The sequence below is a fragment of the Thermodesulfobacteriota bacterium genome (genome assembly GCA_040756475.1).
Taxonomy (GTDB): domain Bacteria; phylum Desulfobacterota; class Deferrisomatia; order Deferrisomatales; family JACRMM01; genus JBFLZB01.
In genome coordinates this window covers 1-18,586 of record JBFLZB010000090.1, presented here as the reverse complement: position 1 = coordinate 18,586, position 18,586 = coordinate 1, and the positions used below count along the sequence as shown (strand labels likewise).

Sequence of the window (18,586 nt, the reverse complement as noted above, 5' to 3'; positions counted from 1 at the left end):
CGGGCGGCCCGGTCCACGTCGGCCAGGGGCACTCCCGGGCGCAGAGCCTCCAGGGCCGCCCGCTGGGCCTGGTAGACGATCTCGTACACCCCTCGGGCGCGCTCGTCCACGTTGTCGACGGGGCCCACGGGCAGGGTCACGGTCTCGTCCGAGCAGTAGCCGTCCAGCCGGACGCCGAAGTCCACGACCACCAGGTCGCCCTCCCGGAACCTGCGGTCGGTGGGCCGCGCGTGGGGCAGGGCCCCCCGGGGGCCGCCCGCCACGATGGTGTCGAAGGAAAGCCCCTCCGCGCCCCGCTCCAGGCAGGCGATCTGGAAGGCCAGGGCGACCTCCGCCTCCGTCGCCCCGGGGCGGAGCCGGTGCGCCGCGGCGGCCAGGGCCTCTTCGGCGAGGCGGGCGGCGGCGGTGAGCTTGCCGGCCTCGTCCTCGCCCTTTCGAACCCGCAGGCGGTCGACGCCCGAACCCACCTCCACCAGATCGGCCGCCACCAGTCGGCCCAGGCGCCCGCGCCGGGCTGCCGTAAGGCTCGTGGGCTGGAAGCCCGCGTAGGCGGCTCCCACCTGGCCGAGCAGTGCGGCTGCCGCCCGATCCAGGTCCGCCGCCTCCACCACCTCGACCCCCCGGGTCTCCTGGCGGGCCTGGAGCGTGTACCGGGAGTCGGTGAAGAAGACGCCCCGGCCGGGCAGGAGGACCAGGAGACCGTTGGAGCCGGTAAACCCGCAGAGGTACCGGACGTTGAGGAGATCGAGCACCAGCAGGGCGTCCAGGCGCTCCCGCGCCAGAAGCGCCTGGGCCGCGGCAGCCCGGGCAGCATACCCTGCGGCTCCTCGGGGCGCCATCGGGCAGCCCCCTATCCGCCGGCGCCGGCGGAGAGGCGGGCCGCCAGGCCCCGGAGGCCGAGGATGTAGCTCTCGGGCCCGAATCCCCACACGCCCCCCACGGCGACGTCGGCCAGGAGGGACCGGCGTCGAAAGGGTTCCCGGGCATGCACGTTGGAGAGGTGGACCTCGACGAAGGGGAGGCCTACGGCGAGAAGCGCATCCCGCAGGGCGACGCTCGTGTGGGTGTAGGCGGCGGGGTTGATCACGATGCCGTCGAAGCGGCCCCGGGCGCCCTGGATCGCATCCACCAGAGCCCCTTCCGCGTTCGACTGGAAGAATTCGAGCTCCGCGCCAAGCTCCTTGCCCACTCCCCGCAGGCGCTCTTCGATGTCCGCCAGGCCCAGGGCCCCGTAGACCCCCGGCTCCCGCGCGCCCAGGAGGTTCAGGTTGGGGCCGTGCAGTACCAGGACTCTCACGCGAACTCCCCCCGGTGGGCGGCCGCCCACTGCGCAGCGAAGAACCGGGCGCGCCCCGGCGCAGTCCCCGGCCCCGTTAGGAGGGCCACCACGTAATCCTCCCCCACGGGAACCGCCACCCAGGCTCCCTCCGACCCGACGATCTCCAGGGAGCGCAGCTCCCCCGGCGCCCGCACGGCACCAGCGGTGCGGAGCTGCCGCCACAGCTCTCCGAACTCCGCGGCCGCGGTCTCCGAGTCCGCGTCGCCCCAAGACGCCACGTCGATGCCCGACCGCTCCAGCACCACGGCGGCGCGGGCCCCCGCGTCTCGGGCCAGGGCCTCCATCTGGGACGGAAAGTCAGACACCGCGCACGCTCCTCCACTGCCGAACCCGCTCCAGCCACTCCTCCAGCGCCGCTTCCGGGCGGGCGCGCCGCGCGCCGGTGAGCTCCCGCAGGCGCTCCCGTAGCTCCTCGTCACCCGGTTCCCGGGCCAGGAGCTCCCGGTAGAGGGCGGCCGCGGTCTCCCGATCCCCCTGCAGGGCGTGGAGCTCCGCCAGGGTACGGGAAGCCAGGGATTCGCTCCCCCTGCCTTCCTCGACCTCCGCAGGCGCCGATGTCGCCTCGGCCAGAAGCTCGGCCCGGATCGCCTCGAGCCCCGGGGGGAGCGCCTCGACGCTTTCCAGGATGTCCCGCGCCTTCCCCGCTCCCCCCGCCCGAAGCAACAGCCGCGCCCGCTGGAGCCGGCAGAGCGGCTCGGTGCGCCCGAAGAGCTCCGGCAGCGCCTCCTCGGGGGGCAGGGCCTCGATCCAGAGGGGGGCGAGGGCGGAATCGCCGCTCTCGCGCAGGTCTCTCAGGCGCTGGGCCGCCGCCTCTGAGTGCATCACTGGATGGTCAGCTTGATTCTCCGGATCGCCCCGCCTCCAGCCACGACCAGCGTGAACTCCTGTCCCACCGCGACGGGGTCCGGAGGGCTCCACTGGAACGCGATGACACCGCCCGGGTCCCCCGTCGAGATGACGCGGGGAGAGGTCTCCAGGGTCAGGGTGCCCGTGGTCGGATCCTCGAATGCTATGGATCCGGCTACTACCTCCAAGTCTCCGTCGGTAGCGGCAACACTCGTCCGCAGCCCTGGGATCGCGTAGGGGGTTGGAGGCGAGGAGTCCTCGAAGAAGAACGCGAAGAATTGGGTCGCGGTGGCGCCGACCCGGTCGCCGTCCTGGGGGCCCGCCAGCTGCTCGATGGTGGTGTCCGCCCGCCAGGCGAGGCGGAAGAACCGTCCGTGGCCCTGGGCGCCTCCCTCGGCCTCGGCGAAGATGTAGGCGGGGCTGTTCACGAGCTCCCCGGCGTAGGTGTTGGACCAGCGGGCGACCCCGCCGACGGTGGCAGCCTCTCCCTCGGTGGTAAACACCCCTCCGCCCAAGTTGGCGTTGTTCCCGACGGCCCATTCCAGGCCGGAGGCACCCACGGCCACGTCGCCGTCGAGGCGCAGAGTAAAGGCGTCCAGTACCTGACTGACCCGATATCCCCCATAGCCGTTGGGGTTGTCCTCGGTGATGACGACCAGAGTGTCCCCCGCCAGCACCCCGTCGAACGGGACGCTACCGCTGACGAAGGTGGCTCTCGGGTCGAGCGGGTTTGTGCTCGGTGCGATGCTGCCGGCTGCCGCGCCCACGCAGGTCTCCGCGATGAATCCGTTGACGGCCGCGGGGTTGAGCGGGTCGAAGACCTGCCGATTGCGGCACTCCCTCTTGATGTTCAGGAACTGGCTGAAGAAGACGATCGTCCCTTCGGGCACGGCGTTGCCCCAGAGATCGGAAACGAAGGCCAGATAGTCGTGTGTAATCGACCCGTTCCCGCGAAGCCCCGGGCTCTGGATGGCGTTGGACGGCGTCAGAAAGAGACTCGCCGGAGGACCGGAGCGAATCGTGATTTGGGGAACCGTGGCCTGGAGGGGGACCGTGAGGTCGCGACCCAGGGAATCCTTGGTGACCCGGACTTCGACGAGCACCGTGCCGGGTCGGACGCCGCTCTGGAGCTCCACCCGGGCCTGCCCCCCCGAGGTGCTCAGGGTGCGCACCTGGCGAAGGCGGGCCAGGCCGTCAAGGCTCTCCCCGCCGTTTGGTCCCTGGAGGATTTCGACCTGGAGGTTGTTGGGCGCCAAGCCGTCCTGGATCGGGTTGCCCAGCACGTCGAGCACGCGGATCTGGATGGCCGAGCTTTGGGTGCCGCCGCCCCCCTGCACCGCGATCTCTGCCGGGTCCACGGTGAACTCGATGCGGGCAGGCTCCCCCGCCAGCACAAGCTCGACCGACACGTCCACTGCGCCCACCTGCGCCCCCTGCCGGCTCACCCGGATGCGGGCGACACCCTGCTCGGTGGGGGTGAAGATGGCCGTACCCTGGCCGTTGGCCAGCTGGACCGAAGCGGGGGAGAGGTTCCCGGTCGAAGCAGTGGTCCCGAGCAGCACAGCAGCCACGTCGAAGGCCTCGTTGACCGGGTTCCCGAACTCGTCGGTCGCTCGGATCGTGATGGTGGCGGTGCCGTTGGTGGGGATCTTGTTGGCGCTGGTCGTCACGGTCACGGGAACCTGGAGGGCCGAGGGAAGGACCGTCACTACCGCGGCGGCAGTGGACACCCCGAGAACGCTCGCGGTCACGCCGGCCTGGCCCGCCGCTTCGCTGGTCACCTTGACGGAAGCCTTGCCATCGGCGTCCGTGTTCCGGCCGGCGGCATCCAGGACACCTAGCGTCGTGGCGAAGCTCACGGTCTGCCCCGCAAGGGGGGTGCCGTCCTGGTCGGTGACGGTAAAGGTGACCGTAGCGCCGGCGCCGTCGGGCCGGCTCGCCGAGATGCGCCCGTCGGCCGGGGAGAGGGCCACAGTGACCAGGGGCGCCAGCACCGTGACGGCGACCGGGGCGGACGTGACCCCCAACGCCCGCGCCGTCACGCTCAGCGTGCCGGCCCGCAGGCCCGTCACGGTCACCTGGGCGACTCCGGAAGCGTTGGTCACGGCCGTGGCGGCGCTGAGCTGGCCTACGGTCGAGGGGCTCGCGGTGAACGCGACGCTCTGCCCCGCCACCGGGGCACCGTCGGCGTCGCGCACGGTGGCCGCAATTACGGACCCGGCGGCTCCCGCAGTGATCGCGGTGGGATTGGGACTCGCCAGGGCCACCTGGGGCTGACCGGCCGGGGGGGGCTGGGTTCCCCCGCCGTCGTCCGGGGGCGGCTGGGTGATCCCCGGGAGGGAGACCGAGTCTTCCGAGCCGCAGCCGGTCAGACCGGAGATCCCCCCCAAGGCCAGGACGAGGGCCAGGCTCGTGAGGAGCCGACTCCAGCGCGTGGGATGCTCGTGTCGCATTGCCTCTTCTCCTCGGCGAACTCGGCGGCCCCGGGCGCGGGGCAACCGGAGCACGGTGCCGGCTGCGGGGTGCCTGCTACTCGGAAACCTGCTCGACCAGGGGGTTGATGAACCGCACGCCCACCCGGGCCTGGGCGTGGACGAGGTCGTCGTTTCGGATGTCGCGCGCAAAGACGTCCACGATCACCGTCCACTGGCGCACGGCCGCGACCTCCTCGGGCGTGCCGAAGAGGAAGATGCCCCGCAGTCCGTTGAGCTTCATTTCCACGGGGATGAGAACCGCCGTGAGTTCCCCCGTGCTGTCGGTCGGGATCGTGCCGCTCACGGTCACCGAGCGCTTCGGCGCAAAGTCGCGCGTGGCCCCGTTGGCATCCCGGTAGGTGAAGTCGATGCGAATCAGGTGGAGGTCCACCCCGGGGTCCACCCCGAGCCTCGCCTCGTTGCGCAGTGTGATGATCGCCCGGTCGTCGCTGATGAGCTCGAGCACATTCTCGCCCACGTCCGGGAAGCCATCCCCCTGGCTCCCGTCAGGGTCCACCACGGCGAGGTCGCCGTCGGTGCCCGAGTCGTCGGTCTTCTCGAAGGCATTGTAGATGGGGGTACTGGCCCCCCCCTCGTCGGTGATGCTCTCGACGATGAGGCGGTTGCCGGCCTGGAAGTCATCCTCCCCGCAGGCGAAGAGGAAGGGCAGGAGACCGGCGAGACAAAGGGCGATCCGCGTTCTACGCATGGCTCCATCGCTCCTGGGGCTAGGGAACCCGATAGGCTCCGGAGGTCTTGTCACCGAGGGTACCGTTGGCGTTGGCATACAGAATGGCGAGGCGGAAGGGCACGTCGACGCTCTTGCCGGGCCTGGAGCCGATAGGGCTCTGGAAGCTCAGGACGAACGTCTCCTGGGGAGGCAGCTGGGCCAGCTCTCCGGGAATCGTCTCCCTGAAGGCCGTGTTGAGGCTCGCAGCGGTAGGCGCGGGGAAGAACTCCCCCCCGGTCTCGTCGGCAAAGGCGCGCAAGTCTGCCAGCCCTTGCTCCGAGAGGCCGTCGCCGAGGCCCACGGTGTACACGCGCAACCCGGCCTTCTGCGCGAGCTGTAAGGCTTGGAAGCGGGAGCTCGCGGAGTTGTTGAGCCACACGTCGGGGCCGCCGACGACCGTATCCACGGTGTCGTCGCCGTCGGTGAGGAGGACGGCGGCCCGCCGTCCGGGGCGGTTCCCCACCGCGCGCACGGCCTCCCCTACGGCCGCCCCGATGTTGGTGGCCCCTGTGGCGGCGAACTGGTCGATCGCGGTGTTGAGGAGGGTCTGGTCGTCGGTGAGCGCCTGTACGGTGCGGGCGTCGCTGCTGAAGTCCACGACTGCGGTGCGGTCCCCCGGCTGCATCAGGCCCACGAAGAGCTTGGCCGCGTCCTTGGCCACCTGCATGCGGGTCTGGCCGGTCTCGGTGACGGCGTCCATGGATCCGCTGGAGTCGATGACCAGGGCCACGACAATGTCTCCCACCGTGTCGCGCCCCAGTTGGGTGACGGCCGGATCCAGCGTGAGGGGTGCGCTGCCCGGGTTCAGCGTGACCGTAAAATTGTAGACGTTGAAATCGAAATCCAGGAGCGAGTTGCCGTCCTGGTCTCGAACTACGGCGAAGATCTGCGCCTCCCCCGAGGCCTCGTCGAACTCCCCGCTGGCCGCGAGCTCCAGGCGGGTGACCTGAGAATCGGCAGGGTTCACGAAGGCAGGGCGGGGCAGACCTTGCACCGGCTCACCCTGGAGCGCGGGAGACGGGGAGCTCTCGTCCACGCCGCACCCGGGCAGGCACCACAGGGCCGCGGCGGCCAGGAGAAGGGGGATGCGGCGCAGGATCGATCGGGTCGTTTTCGCGTTCATGGGTCCACCTGGTCCTCCCGGAGGAGGCGCTCGAGGATCTCGGGGGGCACCCGGACGCCCCACTCGGCTTCTCCGATGCCCCGGAGAAGCACCCACAGGGGTTCGCCGCCCGCGCTCTTCTTGTCGAACCGAAGGGCCTGCATGACCTTTTCGGCGAGTGCGGCCGGCGTCGTTAGGGCATAGCCCCAGTTTTTCAGCACCCGGAGCACCCGCTCCGCGTCCGGGTCGGCCAGGCGGCCCGTCTCCCGGGAGAGCCGGGCGGCAAACGCGAGTCCCAGGGCCACCGCCTCGCCGTGGGTATAGGCGCCATACCCCGCGGCGGTCTCCACGGCGTGGCCGAGCGTGTGCCCCAGGTTCAGGAGCGCCCGGGTACCGGTCTCCCCCTCGTCGGCCTCCACGATCCGCGCCTTGATGGCCACGGCGCGTGCCACCACGTCCTCCAGGGCCTCCGGGTCCTCCAAGAGCTTCGGCCCCCGGGCCTCCAGTTGGCCGAAGAGCTCCCGATCCACCAGAAGGGCGGCCTTGAGGACCTCCGCCAGCCCGGAGAGCACCTCGCGGCGGGGCAGCGTTGCCAGGGTCGCCAGATCCGCCAGCACCCCCCGGGGCTGGTGGAACGCCCCCAGGAGGTTCTTCCCCCGGGGGTGGTCGATGCCGGTCTTGCCCCCCACGCTCGAATCCACCATGGCGAGCAGCGTGGTGGGCACCTGGAAGACGTCGACCCCGCGCCGGTAGGTGGCGGCGGCAAACCCCGCCACGTCCCCCACCACTCCCCCCCCCAGGGCCACCAAGGCGTCGCCGCGCTCGACCCGGGCTTCCACCAAGGCATCCCAGAGGCCCGAGAGACTCGCCAGGTCCTTGTGGGCCTCGCCCGGCTCCAGGAGCGCCCGCCCGAGCACCCACACCCCCAGCGCCCCCAACCCACTCTCCAGGGCCGCCCCGTGCAGCGGCCACACGGTGCGGTCCGAGACCACAAACACCCCCCGCCCCCGCAACCCCTGCGCCGCGGCCCCGGCCCCTTCGGGATGGAGCAGAAGCCCTGTTCCGATCGCCACCTCATAGGCCCGCTCCCCCAGGGCCACCCGCACGGATCTCACGCCGCCCCTTCCCCCAGGAACCGCTCCCGGATCTCGCGGGCCACCTCGCCGGGGGTCTTGCCGGTCGTGTCGACCCGGCGCGGAACGGCGGCGTAGAGGGGGCGGCGCTCTTCCCACAGGCGCCGGGCCGCGGCCTCCGGGTCGGGACCCGACAGGAGGGGCCGCTCCACGGGGCTCCTGCGCACCCGGCGCAGGCACTCCTCGGCCGAAGCATCCAGGTTCACCACGATCCGCCCGGCGAGGCTGCGGCGGTTCTCCTCGCGCCCCAGCACGCCCCCGCCGGTGGCGATCACGAGCCGGGTCCGGGTGAGGGCCCGGCAGAGGGCTTGGGCCTCCCGCTCCCGGAACCGCGCCTCCCCCTCCTCGGCGAAGACCCGGGCGACGCTCTTGCCCGCGGCCCGCTCCACTTCCTCGTCCAGATCCAGGAAGTCCCACCCGAGCTCCCGGGCCAGGAGCCGACCCGTGGCGGACTTGCCCGTGCCCATGAAACCCGTGAGGATCACGACGTCGTCCAACGGCGGTTGATCCGTTCGAGGTAGGCGTCGAGTCCCTGGACGAGGTCCGCCAGGCAGTCGCCGCCGAACTTTTCCAGGAGGGCCCGGGCCACCTCTAAGGCCAGGGCCGCCTCTCCCACCACGCTGGCGGCGGGCACGGCGCACACGTCGCTTCGCTCCTTCGAGGCGAGCACGGGCCGGCCGGTGGCGAGGTCCACCGTGCGCAGGGGCCGCATGAGGGTCGGGATGGGCTTCATGGCTGCCCGCACCCAGAGCTCTTGTCCGTTGGTGATGCCTCCCTCCAGGCCCCCCGCCCGGTTGGTGCTGCGGCGCACGCCTCCCCGCCGCCCGTCTCCCGGCCCGCCGGGCAGGACCTCGTCGTGCACCTGGGAGCCGGGCAGCCGGGCCGCCTCGAAGCCCAGGCCCACCTCCACGCCCTTGATGGCCGGAATGGAGAGGAGCGCCTGCCCCAGGCGTCCGTCGAGCCGGTCGGCCCACACGGCGTGGGTGCCGAGGCCGACCGGAACGCCGGTGGCGAAGCACACGAAGGTCCCCCCCAGGGTGTCGCCCCCTTCCCGCGCCTCGTCCACCCGGGCCTCGGCCCGGGCGTTGGCGTCCGGGTCGGGCATGCGCAGGCTGGCCGCCTCGGCCCGGGCGTGGAGGAAGGGAAGGTCTCCTTCCCAGGGGCACGAAACCGGCCCCACCGAGGTGACGAACGAGCCCACCTCGATGCCCACCTCGTGGAGAAGGGCTTTGGCCAGGGCCCCTGCGGCCACCCGGGCCGCCGTCTCCCGGGCGCTGGCGCGCTCGAGCACGTCCCGGGCGTCGGAGAGATCCCGCTGAAGGCATCCCGCCAGGTCTGCGTGCCCGGGCCGCGCCTCGGTCGTAGGCGGGATGGCGCCCCGGTGCTCGGCGAGCGGGCTCAGGGCCGCACCCCAGTTCTCCCAGTCCCGGTTTCGAACCGTGAGCAGCACGGGGGCGCCCGTGGTCCTGCCCCAGCGCACGCCGGCCAGGATCTCTGCCCGGTCCGCCTCGATCGCCATCCGCCCCCCCCGGCCGTATCCCTGCTGCCGCCGCACGAGGTCCCGGTCGATGGCCGAGGGCTCCACCGGCACGCCGGCGGGCAGCCCCTCCACCACGGCCGCCAGCAGCGGGCCGTGGGACTCCCCCGCCGTGCGGTACGAGAGGGCCATCAGGGGTTCCGGGCGACGGCCTGGACGTTGACGATCTTGGGCGTGATGAAGATGATCAGCTCCGTCTTGTCCACCCGGTTCGACTTCTGCCGGAACAGGGCCCCCAGGTAGGGGATCTTCCCGAGGAAGGGCACCGAGGTCTCGATGTCGCTCCGGGTGTCGGTGATGATGCCGCCGATGACCGTGGTCTCCCCATCCCTCACCAGCACCTCGGTGGTGGCCGCCCGGGTCTCCTTGGCCGGAGTGGCCGAGTCCACGGCTACGAAGGTGGTGGAGGGCGCGTCCTTGGTCATGTCGATCTTCATGATGATCGACCGGTCCGCGGTCACGTGGGGCGTCACGTTGAGCTTGAGCTTGTAGTCGATGCTCTGGGTCTCGATCTGGGTGTCCGTGGCCGTGGTGAAGGGGATTTCGATACCCTGGCTGATCTCGGCCGTCTTGTTGTCCAGCGTGGTGACCCGGGGCGAGGAGAGCACCCGCCCCTTGCCCGAGCTCTCGATGGCCGAGAGGCGCAGGTCGAGGGTGAGCACGTCGTTGATGTGGCCGAGGGTCATGGCCAGCGCCCCGCCCGGGGTTCCCGCCGCCACGGGGGCAGGGAAGTTGACGGCGAAGTTCTGGGTGCCGGTGGCCCCCTGGACCCCCACCGAGTGGGGGAAGGCCCACCCGGTGGCGTTGCCCCGTGCCGTATCGGCAGTGAACCGGCCGCCCCACTGGATGCCCAGGTCCCGGGCAAACGTGGAGGAGACCTCCACGATGCGGGCCTCGATCATCACCTGGGGGGTCTGGGTGTCGAGGCGCGCCACCAGAGTCCTCGCCTCCCCCAGGCTCTCGGCCACGTCCTTGATGAGGAGCGCGTTGGTGCGCTCGTCCACCGACACGGTGCCCCGCTCGGTCAGGACCGCCTTCACCTTGTCCGAGAGCTCCTTGGCCATGGCGTAGTTCACCGGGATGATGTCGGTGACCAGCGGCGCCTTCTCCTCGGCCGCCTTCTCCGCCTCGAGGGCGCGGGCCTTCTCCTGGGCCAGCCGCTCGGCCGGCGCGATGCGGATGACGTTGTCTTCCCGTACCTGGTCCAGACCCCGGGTCTTGAGGATGACTTCCAGGGCCTGGTCCCAGGGCACGTCCACCAGGCGCACCGTCACCTTCCCGGTCACCCCGTCGCCGGCCACCACGTTGAGACCGCTCACGTCGCCGATGATGCGCAGTACGTTGCGGATGTCGGCGTCCACGAAGTCCATGGAGAGGCGGCGCCCGGAGAACCGGGGGGCGCCCCCTGCCGCTGTTGCCGCCGGGGCACCTGGCGAAGGGGTGACACCCGGAGCCTGGACCGCCCCCTCGGGCCGGCCCTCGATCACCACGATCTCGCGGCCGCCGTCCCGAACCTGGCTCACCTGGGTCGGACGCACATCCCCGCTCCCACCCTCGAAGGCCAGGGTCAGGCGGTCGCCCTCGCGCAGGAGCCGGTAGGGCGCCGGCCGGCGCAGGTCGACCACGATCCGCAGGTCGGCCCCCCGCTCGTAGGCCGCGATGAGGTTCACCGGACCCGGGAAGGCAGAGGTGTCGAGCGCACGGCGGAACTTCTCGGGCAAAGCGGTCTTGCGAAGGTCCAGCACGACCCGCTCGCCGGTGGCCTCGGTCACTTCGTAGGGTGCGGCAGCGGAGAGGCCGACCTCGACGAAGCTCTGGGCGGGTTCCTGCCGGAAACCCAGGTCCACCACCCGGCCTCCCCCGGGCAGCGATGCGTCGGCGGTAGGGAACTGGGCCTGGGCCTGGGTCACGGTGACGGTGGGAGCTGCCGCTGGGGGCGCCGCCGGCGCGGCCGCGGCGGCAGAAGACCAGAGCACCGCAAAGCCGCCGGGGGTGCGCTCGAGCCGATGTCCGTCGAAGGCGCCCGGCTGGCGCGCCTCGAGCACCGCCCGGATGCCGCCCTCCTGGCGACGGCCGATGCGGACCCGGGCCACGGGACCGTGCGGGAGCTCTTCGGTGACCTGTGCCTCGGGCAGAACGACGCCCTCGGCGTCGACCACGAGCCGCATGCCGTCGGAGAGGGGGAAGGCGCTCAGGTTGTCCGCTTCCTCACCCAACTCGAAGGTCACGCCCGAACCGCCGGGCAGGAGCCGGGCGAGGGGCCCGCGGGCCGGCACCGCCGGGGCCCGGGGGGCAGGGACAGCCGCGGCAGCCGCCGGGCGCAGACGCACCACGAGATCGAGCCCGCCCTCCCCCGGCTCCACCCGGGCATCGCCCGCCCTCGCCAGGCGCACGACCACCCGGCCGGCGCCCCCGGGAAGCGCCCGGAAGGTCACGGTGTCCACGGTGCCGTCCTGCACCAGGGACTGGGGCGGGAGACCCTCGAAGATCACGTCGAAGAGGTCGAGCTCCACGGTCCGGGGATCTCCCCCGGCCGCCAGTTGGTGCCGCAGCGGCCCGCTGGACGCGAGGTGGATGCGCGTCTCCTCCCCCGCGGCGGAAACCTGCACGTCGTGGATCACCGTGCGCTGGGGAGCAGGCGCCGCCGCCGTCGGGGCCTGGGCCGGCGGCACCCCCGCAGACTGCTGCCACGACGCGCAGCCGCCGGCCAGGAGCGCCAGGACCATCGGGACCACCAGGGTCGCGAGCTTCGCGGAGGCTGTTCGGGGGACCACTCGCACTGTTCGCCGTCCCATCGTCGCCCCTCGGGGGGAAGGAATCCTCGCCCACCGCCTCATGGGTTCACCTCGCCTTCTGGCTTCCGCAGCGTCATGGTCATCACCTTGACGTTCTCCTCACCGAACAGGTCTACGAACCGCTCCTCCACGTCCACGCGGTCGGGGCGGATTCCGATGATCCGGCCCCCGCGGTCGCCGATCAGGACGCCGCCGGAGACCACATAGCCCTTTCCTTCGGGGTCTTCCACCAGCGCGACGGATCGGCCCCCTTCGGCCCACATGACCCCCACCAGGCGAATCTCTTCCAGGGCATACCGTTGCAGGGGCGTGCGGGGGACGAAGACCTGGGGCTTCGCCTTGGTCTTGGGCTCGTCGAGCCGGATGAAGGGCTCGAAGGGGTCGCGCAGGCCGGCAGGCTGGTACGAGAAAGCCGGCTCCGGTTCTGTCACGGCGGGGGCCGCCGGCGCGGGTGCCGCTGCAGGAGCTTGGGGAGCGCGAGCGGCTGGGGCCGGCGGGGATGCTGGTGGGGGGGTCCCGCCGCTGCACGCGGCCAGCACTGCGAGCCCCGCCCACATCGCCGTCTTCCACGAGGCGCGCATTCTACCTGCCTCCCGTATTCTGGGCCGGAGCTCCCCGGGGGGCTCCGGGCCTGCCAGGCGCCGCAGCCGTCTGCGGAGGCGCGTCGATGAACTTGAAGGTTACCGCCCGACAGCTCGCCGTGAGCTTGAGACTTCCTGGGGTCGCCTTGGGAACCCCGAAATCGATGTCCTCGATGGTGACGATCCGATCCAGCCGCCCCACCTTGTCGAAGAAGGTCGCCAGGTCGTGGTAGGTGCCGGAAATCTGGAGCTCCAGGGGCACCTCGGCGTAAAAATCCTTCGGCACCGGCGTGCCCGGACGGAAGAGCAGGAACTCGAGCCCCGCCTCCTTGCCCAGGTCGCTGATCTTCTGGAGGAGAGTCGGGATCTCGTCCTGCTCGGGGAGCTTCTTCTTGGCCTCGGTGAGCCGTTCGTCCAAACGGCGCACCTCTTCCTGCACCTGGGGCAGGTTGTCGGCGATGGCCTGGTTCTCGCGCAGCTCCTGACCCAGTTTGTCGTACTGGGCTTCGAGGCCGCGCAGCTCCTGGAGGCGGGGCTGGAAGAGGGCGAAGTAGTACCCCGCGCCGATGACGGCGCACAGAGCCACCCAGACCAGGGCCTTCTTGCGCCCCGACCACTTGAGATAGGTGTCGACGGCTGCGGCCATGGGTCACCCCGCCTCCCTGTAGGCTACGGACGCTCGGATCGTGAAGGCCTTGAGGTTCACGCCCCCCTTGGCGACCTGGCGCGTCACCTCGAGACGCACCCCGCGAAACCAGGGGCTCGCCTCCATGCTCGTCATGAACCGGGCGATGGTCTGGTTGTCGATGGCGAAGCCCTCCAGCGAAAGCGCCCCGCCGGAGTCCTTGAGCTTCTCGATCCAGATCTCCTTGGGCACGATCCGGGCCAGTTCGTCGAGCACCCGCACGGGCCCCCGCTGGCGGGCCTCGAGCTGGGCGATGACCTCGATCTTCTCCTCGAGCTCCCGCTTCTTCTTGCGAAACTCCCGGACCTCGCCGATGATCCCCTGGAGCCGGGAGATCTCGGCCCGGCGCTGCGCAATGCGGGTCTGGAGGTCTGCGATGTCGTTGGTGAGCATGACATGCACGGCCCCGATCCCGATGCCCAGGAGCACCAGCACCGCGACGCCCAGGACCACCTGCTGGCGCAGGCTCTCCCGCTTCTTCTCGGCGCGGACGGGGAGGAGGTTGATCCGGATCATCGCTCGTCCGTCCTCCGCAGCGCGAGACCCGCTGCGACGGCGGCCACCGGTCCGATGGCCTCCAGGTAGTCGGGGTCGAAGAGCTTGTCGGGGGCGTGGACGCCTCGGAAGGGGCTGAGGATCTCCACCGGGATGCCCACCTTCTCCTCCACCGCCATGGCGAGCCCCGGTACGCGACAGGAGCCGCCGGAGAGGAAGATCCGATGGATCTCCTCCTCGGCCGAGGTGGCGCTGAAGAAGTCCAGCGATCTCTGCATCTCGAGCACCAGGTTCTCGGTGGTGAGACGCAGCACGTCGAGCACGTCGGCGGGGCCCGCCCGGTCGGAGCGGCCGCCGAGCTTGAGCACCTCGGCCTCCTCGTAGCCGACGCCGAGCTCCTTCTGGATCTCCTCGGTGAAGTTGCTCCCGCCCACCGTGATGTCGCGGGTAAAGGTGCTGACCCCGTTCTTGAGGACGTTGATGTTCATGATGCTGGCCCCCACGTCGATCAGCACCACGGTCTTGTCCAGGTACTCGGGGCAGGTGACCTCGAAGATGTTCTCGAGGCAGAAGGCATCGACGTCGACCACCTGCGGCACGAGCCCCGCCTCGGCGATGACGGCCGTATAGTCGTTGATGATGTCCTTCTTCACCGCGACTAGGAGCACTTCCATCTGCCCCTCCTCATCGAGGAGCGGCCCGAGGATCTGGAAGTCGATGTTGACCTCGTCGATCTCGAACGGAATGTACTGCTCTGCCTCCCACTGGATCTGGTCTTCCAGCTCGGCCTCGGTCATGAGGGGGAGTTGGATCTTCTTGATGATGAGGGAGTGACCGGAGACGGACGTGGCGACGTTCTTGTTCTTGAGCTTGAGATTGGCGACGAGATTGCGGATGGACTCGACCACGACGGCCGAATCCATGATGACGCCGTCCACAATCGCCTCGGGGGGCAGTTGGGCTACCCCGAAGTGCTTGAGCTCGAACCCGTTCTTGTGGTGCTTGAGCTCCACGATCTTGACGGAGTGGCTCCCGATGTCGAGCCCCACCAGATTGTTCGGCTTCCAGAAGGCCATGCAGCTCTCCTGTTGGGCGAGGGAGGCGCGAGATGCCACGGGCCCGGGAACCCTTCGGATGCCCCCGGGCGGATGGGCGCCAATTTCCGCGAAAATCGGCGCAAATCCTATAAGGGCGACCTATATGTGTCAAGAAAGACCCGGGCGCTCACGCTACGGAAGCCGTATCGGACGCCGCCCCGCGCGACTTGAGCGTCTACGAGTGAAAAACTTTTCTCCTCACGCCTCCTCTTCCCCGTCCTCTTCCTCCACCACCCGGGCCAGGGACGCCACGGTCTCCCCGGGCTCGACGCCGAAGAGCCTGACACCCTGGGTGTTGCGCCCGATGACCGGGATGCCCGAGACGGCGGTGCGGATGAGCTTGCCGCTGCTCGCGATGAGGATGACCTGCTCGGCCTCCTCCACCGCCAGCACATCGGCCACCTTGCCGTTGCGGGCCGTGGTCTTGATGGTGATGAGCCCCTTGCCGCCCCGGGACTGCCGGCGGTACTCGTCGAGCCCGGTGCGCTTGCCGTAGCCGTTCTCCGTGACCGTGAGCAGCGTGGTGCCGGCTCGGATCACGTCGGCAGAGACCACCTCGTCCCCCTCCTGAAGCTCGATGCCCTTGACACCGCGGCTGGTGCGGCCGGTGGGGCGGACGTCTGCTTCCGCAAAGCGGATCGCCAGACCCTGGCGGGTGCTCAGGACGATGTCCTGCTCGCCGTCGGTCAGACGGGTGGCGATGAGCTCGTCGCCCTCGTCGAGGGTCAGCGCCTGGATGCCCCGGTTCTTCCAGGCCCGGGCAAACGCCATGAGGCTCGTCTTCTTTACGATGCCGTGGCGCGTGGCCATGAGGACGAAGGCCCCTTCCCGGAACTCCTTCACCGGGAGGTAGGCGGTGATGGACTCCCCGGGCTCCAGGGGCAGGAGGTTCACGATGGCCTTGCCCCGGGCCGTCGCGCCTGCAAGCGGGATCTCGTGCACCTTGAGCCAGTACACCTGGCCGCGGTCGCTGAAGAAGAGCATGTAGGTGTGGGTGCTGGCCACGAAGAGGTGTTCGACGAAGTCCTCCTCCCGGGTGGCCATTCCCATTCGCCCCTTCCCCCCCCGGCGCTGGCTGCGGTAGAGGGACACGGGGTTTCGCTTCACGTACCCGGTGTGGGAGATGGTGACCACCATCTCCTCCTCGGCGATCAGATCCTCGACCGTGATCTCCTCGGTGTGGGCCACGAGCTCAGTGCGCCGTGCGTCTCCGTACCGGGCCCGGATCTCCTCGAAGTCGGCCACCAGGATCTCGAGCACCTTGCGCTCGTCGGCGAGGATGGCCTCGAGCTCCTCGATCAGGCGCAGGGTCTCCCGGTACTCCTCCAGGATCTTCTCCCGTTCGAGCCCCGTGAGCCGGTGCAGCCGCAGGTCCAGGATGTGCTTGGCCTGGAGCTCCGACAGGGCGAACTCGGCCATGAGCCCTTCCCGGGCCTCGGCCGGCGAAGGGGACCGGCGGATCAGGGCGATGACCGCGTCCAGGTGGTCCAGGGCGATCTTGAGCCCTTCGAGCAGGTGGGCCCGCTCCCGCGCCTTGCGCAGCCGGTAGTGGGTCTTGCGGACCGTGACCTCCCGGCGGTGGTCGAGGAAGTGGCCCAGGGCCTCCTTGATGGTGAGGACCCGGGGCTGGTTGCCCACGATGGCGAGCAGGTTCACCCCGAAGGCCACCTCCATGCGGCTGTGCTTGTAGAGCTGGTTGAGCACGACCCGGGGATCTTCCCCCCGCTTGAGGTCGATCACCACCCGCAGCCCCTCCCGGTCGGACTCGTCGCGCAGGTCGGAGATGCCCTCGATCTTCTTGTCCCGCACCAGTTCGGCGATCTCCTCCACGAGCTTGGCCTTGTTCACCGTGTAGGGCACCTCGGTGACGATGATGGCCTCGCGCCCCGAGCGGGGGTGGCTCTCCACCTCGGTGCGGGCCCGCACCCGCAGGAGCCCCTTGCCCGTGGTATACGCCTCGTGGATTCCCCGGATGCCGTAAATGAAGCCCCCGGTGGGGAAGTCGGGTCCGGGGAGCACGGCCATGAGCTCGGCGATGGTCGTCTCGGGCCGACGGATGAGCAGGATCAGGGCGTCACAGAGCTCTCCCAGGTTGTGGGGTGGGATGTTGGTGCTCATGCCCACGGCGATGCCCGAGCTGCCGTTGGTCAAGAGGTTAGGGAAGCGCGAGGGCATGACCACGGGCTCGGAGAGCGAGCCGTCGTAGTTGGGGATGAAGTCCACCGTCTCCATGTCGATGTCGGCGAGGACCTCGCCGGCCAGCTTGGCCATGCGCACCTCGGTGTAGCGCATGGCCGCGGGGGCGTCGCCGTCGATGGAGCCGAAGTTTCCCTGCCCCTCCACCAGGGGGTAGCGCAGGCTGAAGTCCTGGGCCATCCGCACCATGGTGTCGTAGATGGCCGCGTCGCCGTGGGGGTGGTACTTGCCCATGACGTCGCCCACCACGCGGGCGGACTTCTTGTAGGGCTTGTCCCAGCGGTTCCCCAGGTCGTGCATGGCGTAGAGCACGCGCCGGTGCACCGGCTTCATGCCGTCGCGCACATCGGGGAGCGCCCGCCCGATGATCACGCTCATGGCGTAATCGAGGTACGAGCGCTTCATCTCCTCTTCGATGGCGATGGGGAGCAGATTCGAACGGGTGTGCATGGTCCCTCCCGGGGGCGTGGTTCACGGGGTCGGCGATTTGTACCACAGATGGGGGGCGGGTCATAAGGTAGTGCTGGATCCTGGCGTGCTACTCCTCCGCCTCGAAGGCGTTAGGGTACACCTCGACCCGCGGCTTCCCCCCCTCGAGCCACACCGCCACCACGTCGAAGCGCTGGGCCACGTCGCCCAGGTCGTGCTGGAGCGCGTAGTAGCGGGCGAGCCGGGTCATGCGGCGGCGCTTTCGCCGGTCCACGGCCTCGAGGGGGCCGCCGAAGTCGTCGGAGCGCCGCGCCTTGACCTCCAGGAAGACCAGCGTGCGGCCGTGCACGGCGACGCAGTCGAGCTCTCCGAGGCGGCACCGGTAGTTGCGCGCCACGATCCGGTAGCCCAGGGACTCGAGGTGGCGGACCGCCAGCTCCTCGCCCAGGTCGCCCAGGCGTTTCGTCATGGAGCTTGGGGGGGGAAGAGCTCGGTCTGCACGAGCACCCCCGGAGCGAGGCACACCCCCCGGAAGGTGCGCCGGTGGATGGGGCAGGGGCCGAGTCGGCGCAGGGCCTCCCGGTGGTCGGCGGTGGGGTAGCCCCGGTGGCTCTCGAATCCGTATCCGGGGTACTCCCGGGCGTACGCGTCCATCAGGGCGTCGCGGTGCTGCTTGGCCAACACCGAGGCGGCGGCGATGGCGGTGGAGAGGCCGTCGCCCCCTACCACCGTGCGCTGGGGAATGCTGGAGGGAAGGGGCCGGTTTCCGTCCACGAGGAGGAAGTCCGGGGGGGCGCCGAGAGCGGCGACCGCCCGGCTCATGGCCAGCAGGCTCGCCTGGAGGACGTCGAGGGCGTCGATCTCCGCCGGGCTCGCGGCGCCCACGGCGAAGCACACCGCCTCGCGACGGATCAGCGGCTCCAGCCGTGCCCGGGCCGCCGCAACCAGACGCTTGGAGTCGTCGAGCCCCGGGATCTCGGTGCCCGGCTCGAACACCACAGCCGCGGCCACCACGGGCCCCGCCAGGGGGCCCCGGCCGGCCTCGTCGAGCCCGCAGACCCGGCGGTAGCCACGGGCATGGGCTTCCCGGGCGGGAAGCCCCAGACACCCGGCCGGCCGCCCGGGTTGGCGGGCGGGCCGGCCCCTG

The 18,586-nt window shown here is 70.5% G+C and carries 18 protein-coding genes; all 18 read right to left on the bottom strand.

Annotation, left to right across the window (positions count from 1 at the left end):
* On the bottom strand, positions 1–839 hold an 839-nt coding region (locus AB1578_13735; protein MEW6488963.1), incomplete at its 3' end, for a M24 family metallopeptidase.
* An 11-nt stretch (positions 840–850) separates the two neighbouring features.
* The gene (aroQ, locus tag AB1578_13730) at positions 851–1,297 is read right to left on the bottom strand and encodes a type II 3-dehydroquinate dehydratase (GenBank protein MEW6488962.1); all 447 of its coding nucleotides are present in this window, start codon (positions 1,295–1,297) and stop codon (positions 851–853) included.
* A complete protein-coding gene (locus AB1578_13725; GenBank protein MEW6488961.1) occupies positions 1,294–1,644 on the bottom strand; it encodes a hypothetical protein in 351 nt (116 codons plus the stop codon). Before AB1578_13725 ends, aroQ begins: the two co-directional genes overlap by 4 nt.
* Positions 1,637–2,161 carry a tetratricopeptide repeat protein gene (locus AB1578_13720; protein ID MEW6488960.1) on the bottom strand — a complete coding sequence of 175 codons (525 nt, stop codon included), beginning with the start codon at positions 2,159–2,161 and terminating at the stop codon, positions 1,637–1,639. The genes AB1578_13725 and AB1578_13720 overlap by 8 nt, the downstream gene beginning before the upstream one ends.
* The gene (locus AB1578_13715; protein ID MEW6488959.1) at positions 2,161–4,638 is read right to left on the bottom strand and encodes an Ig-like domain-containing protein; all 2,478 of its coding nucleotides are present in this window, start codon (positions 4,636–4,638) and stop codon (positions 2,161–2,163) included. Before AB1578_13715 ends, AB1578_13720 begins: the two co-directional genes overlap by 1 nt.
* A gap of 76 nt (positions 4,639–4,714) precedes the next feature.
* Complete coding sequence (locus tag AB1578_13710; protein ID MEW6488958.1) at positions 4,715–5,368, bottom strand: hypothetical protein; 654 nt, start codon at positions 5,366–5,368, stop codon at positions 4,715–4,717.
* Between the two features lie 19 nt (positions 5,369–5,387).
* Positions 5,388–6,512 carry a vWA domain-containing protein gene (locus tag AB1578_13705; GenBank protein MEW6488957.1) on the bottom strand — a complete coding sequence of 375 codons (1,125 nt, stop codon included), beginning with the start codon at positions 6,510–6,512 and terminating at the stop codon, positions 5,388–5,390.
* Positions 6,509–7,606 (bottom strand): 3-dehydroquinate synthase, encoded by a 1,098-nt coding sequence (gene aroB, locus AB1578_13700; protein MEW6488956.1) that lies wholly within the window; start codon positions 7,604–7,606, stop codon positions 6,509–6,511. The genes AB1578_13705 and aroB overlap by 4 nt, the downstream gene beginning before the upstream one ends.
* Complete coding sequence (locus AB1578_13695; protein MEW6488955.1) at positions 7,603–8,121, bottom strand: shikimate kinase; 519 nt, start codon at positions 8,119–8,121, stop codon at positions 7,603–7,605. Before AB1578_13695 ends, aroB begins: the two co-directional genes overlap by 4 nt.
* The gene (gene aroC, locus AB1578_13690; protein ID MEW6488954.1) at positions 8,106–9,293 is read right to left on the bottom strand and encodes a chorismate synthase; all 1,188 of its coding nucleotides are present in this window, start codon (positions 9,291–9,293) and stop codon (positions 8,106–8,108) included. The genes AB1578_13695 and aroC overlap by 16 nt, the downstream gene beginning before the upstream one ends.
* The gene (gene pilQ, locus AB1578_13685; protein MEW6488953.1) at positions 9,293–11,935 is read right to left on the bottom strand and encodes a type IV pilus secretin PilQ; all 2,643 of its coding nucleotides are present in this window, start codon (positions 11,933–11,935) and stop codon (positions 9,293–9,295) included. Before pilQ ends, aroC begins: the two co-directional genes overlap by 1 nt.
* Before the next feature lie 59 nt (positions 11,936–11,994).
* Entirely contained in the window at positions 11,995–12,387 is a 393-nt protein-coding gene (locus AB1578_13680; protein MEW6488952.1) for a pilus assembly protein PilP, read from the bottom strand.
* Positions 12,388–12,538: 151 nt separating this feature from the next.
* A complete protein-coding gene (locus AB1578_13675; protein MEW6488951.1) occupies positions 12,539–13,183 on the bottom strand; it encodes a type 4a pilus biogenesis protein PilO in 645 nt (214 codons plus the stop codon).
* Between the two features lie 3 nt (positions 13,184–13,186).
* Positions 13,187–13,738, bottom strand: coding sequence for a PilN domain-containing protein (locus AB1578_13670; protein ID MEW6488950.1), 552 nt, complete (start codon positions 13,736–13,738; stop codon positions 13,187–13,189).
* Positions 13,735–14,793 (bottom strand): type IV pilus assembly protein PilM, encoded by a 1,059-nt coding sequence (gene pilM / locus AB1578_13665; GenBank protein MEW6488949.1) that lies wholly within the window; start codon positions 14,791–14,793, stop codon positions 13,735–13,737. Before pilM ends, AB1578_13670 begins: the two co-directional genes overlap by 4 nt.
* Before the next feature lie 219 nt (positions 14,794–15,012).
* On the bottom strand, positions 15,013–17,460 hold the full coding sequence (gyrA, locus tag AB1578_13660; GenBank protein MEW6488948.1) for a DNA gyrase subunit A: 2,448 nt from the start codon (positions 17,458–17,460) through the stop codon (positions 15,013–15,015).
* Positions 17,461–17,548: 88 nt separating this feature from the next.
* A complete protein-coding gene (locus tag AB1578_13655; protein ID MEW6488947.1) occupies positions 17,549–17,908 on the bottom strand; it encodes a YraN family protein in 360 nt (119 codons plus the stop codon).
* On the bottom strand, positions 17,905–18,586 hold a 682-nt coding region (locus AB1578_13650; GenBank protein ID MEW6488946.1), incomplete at its 5' end, for a ribonuclease HII. The genes AB1578_13655 and AB1578_13650, both read right to left, overlap by 4 nt.

Coding starts and splice junctions, on each gene's coding strand:
- AB1578_13715 (MEW6488959.1), bottom strand. CDS start 4,638: ATGCGACACGAGCATCCCACGCGCTGGAGTCGGCTCCTCACGAGCCTG.
- AB1578_13670 (MEW6488950.1), bottom strand. CDS start 13,738: ATGATCCGGATCAACCTCCTCCCCGTCCGCGCCGAGAAGAAGCGGGAG.
- pilM (MEW6488949.1), bottom strand. CDS start 14,793: ATGGCCTTCTGGAAGCCGAACAATCTGGTGGGGCTCGACATCGGGAGC.
- AB1578_13720 (MEW6488960.1), bottom strand. CDS start 2,161: ATGCACTCAGAGGCGGCGGCCCAGCGCCTGAGAGACCTGCGCGAGAGC.
- AB1578_13675 (MEW6488951.1), bottom strand. CDS start 13,183: ATGGCCGCAGCCGTCGACACCTATCTCAAGTGGTCGGGGCGCAAGAAG.
- aroC (MEW6488954.1), bottom strand. CDS start 9,293: ATGGCCCTCTCGTACCGCACGGCGGGGGAGTCCCACGGCCCGCTGCTG.
- AB1578_13710 (MEW6488958.1), bottom strand. CDS start 5,368: ATGCGTAGAACGCGGATCGCCCTTTGTCTCGCCGGTCTCCTGCCCTTC.
- gyrA (MEW6488948.1), bottom strand. CDS start 17,460: ATGCACACCCGTTCGAATCTGCTCCCCATCGCCATCGAAGAGGAGATG.
- AB1578_13655 (MEW6488947.1), bottom strand. CDS start 17,908: ATGACGAAACGCCTGGGCGACCTGGGCGAGGAGCTGGCGGTCCGCCAC.
- AB1578_13705 (MEW6488957.1), bottom strand. CDS start 6,512: ATGAACGCGAAAACGACCCGATCGATCCTGCGCCGCATCCCCCTTCTC.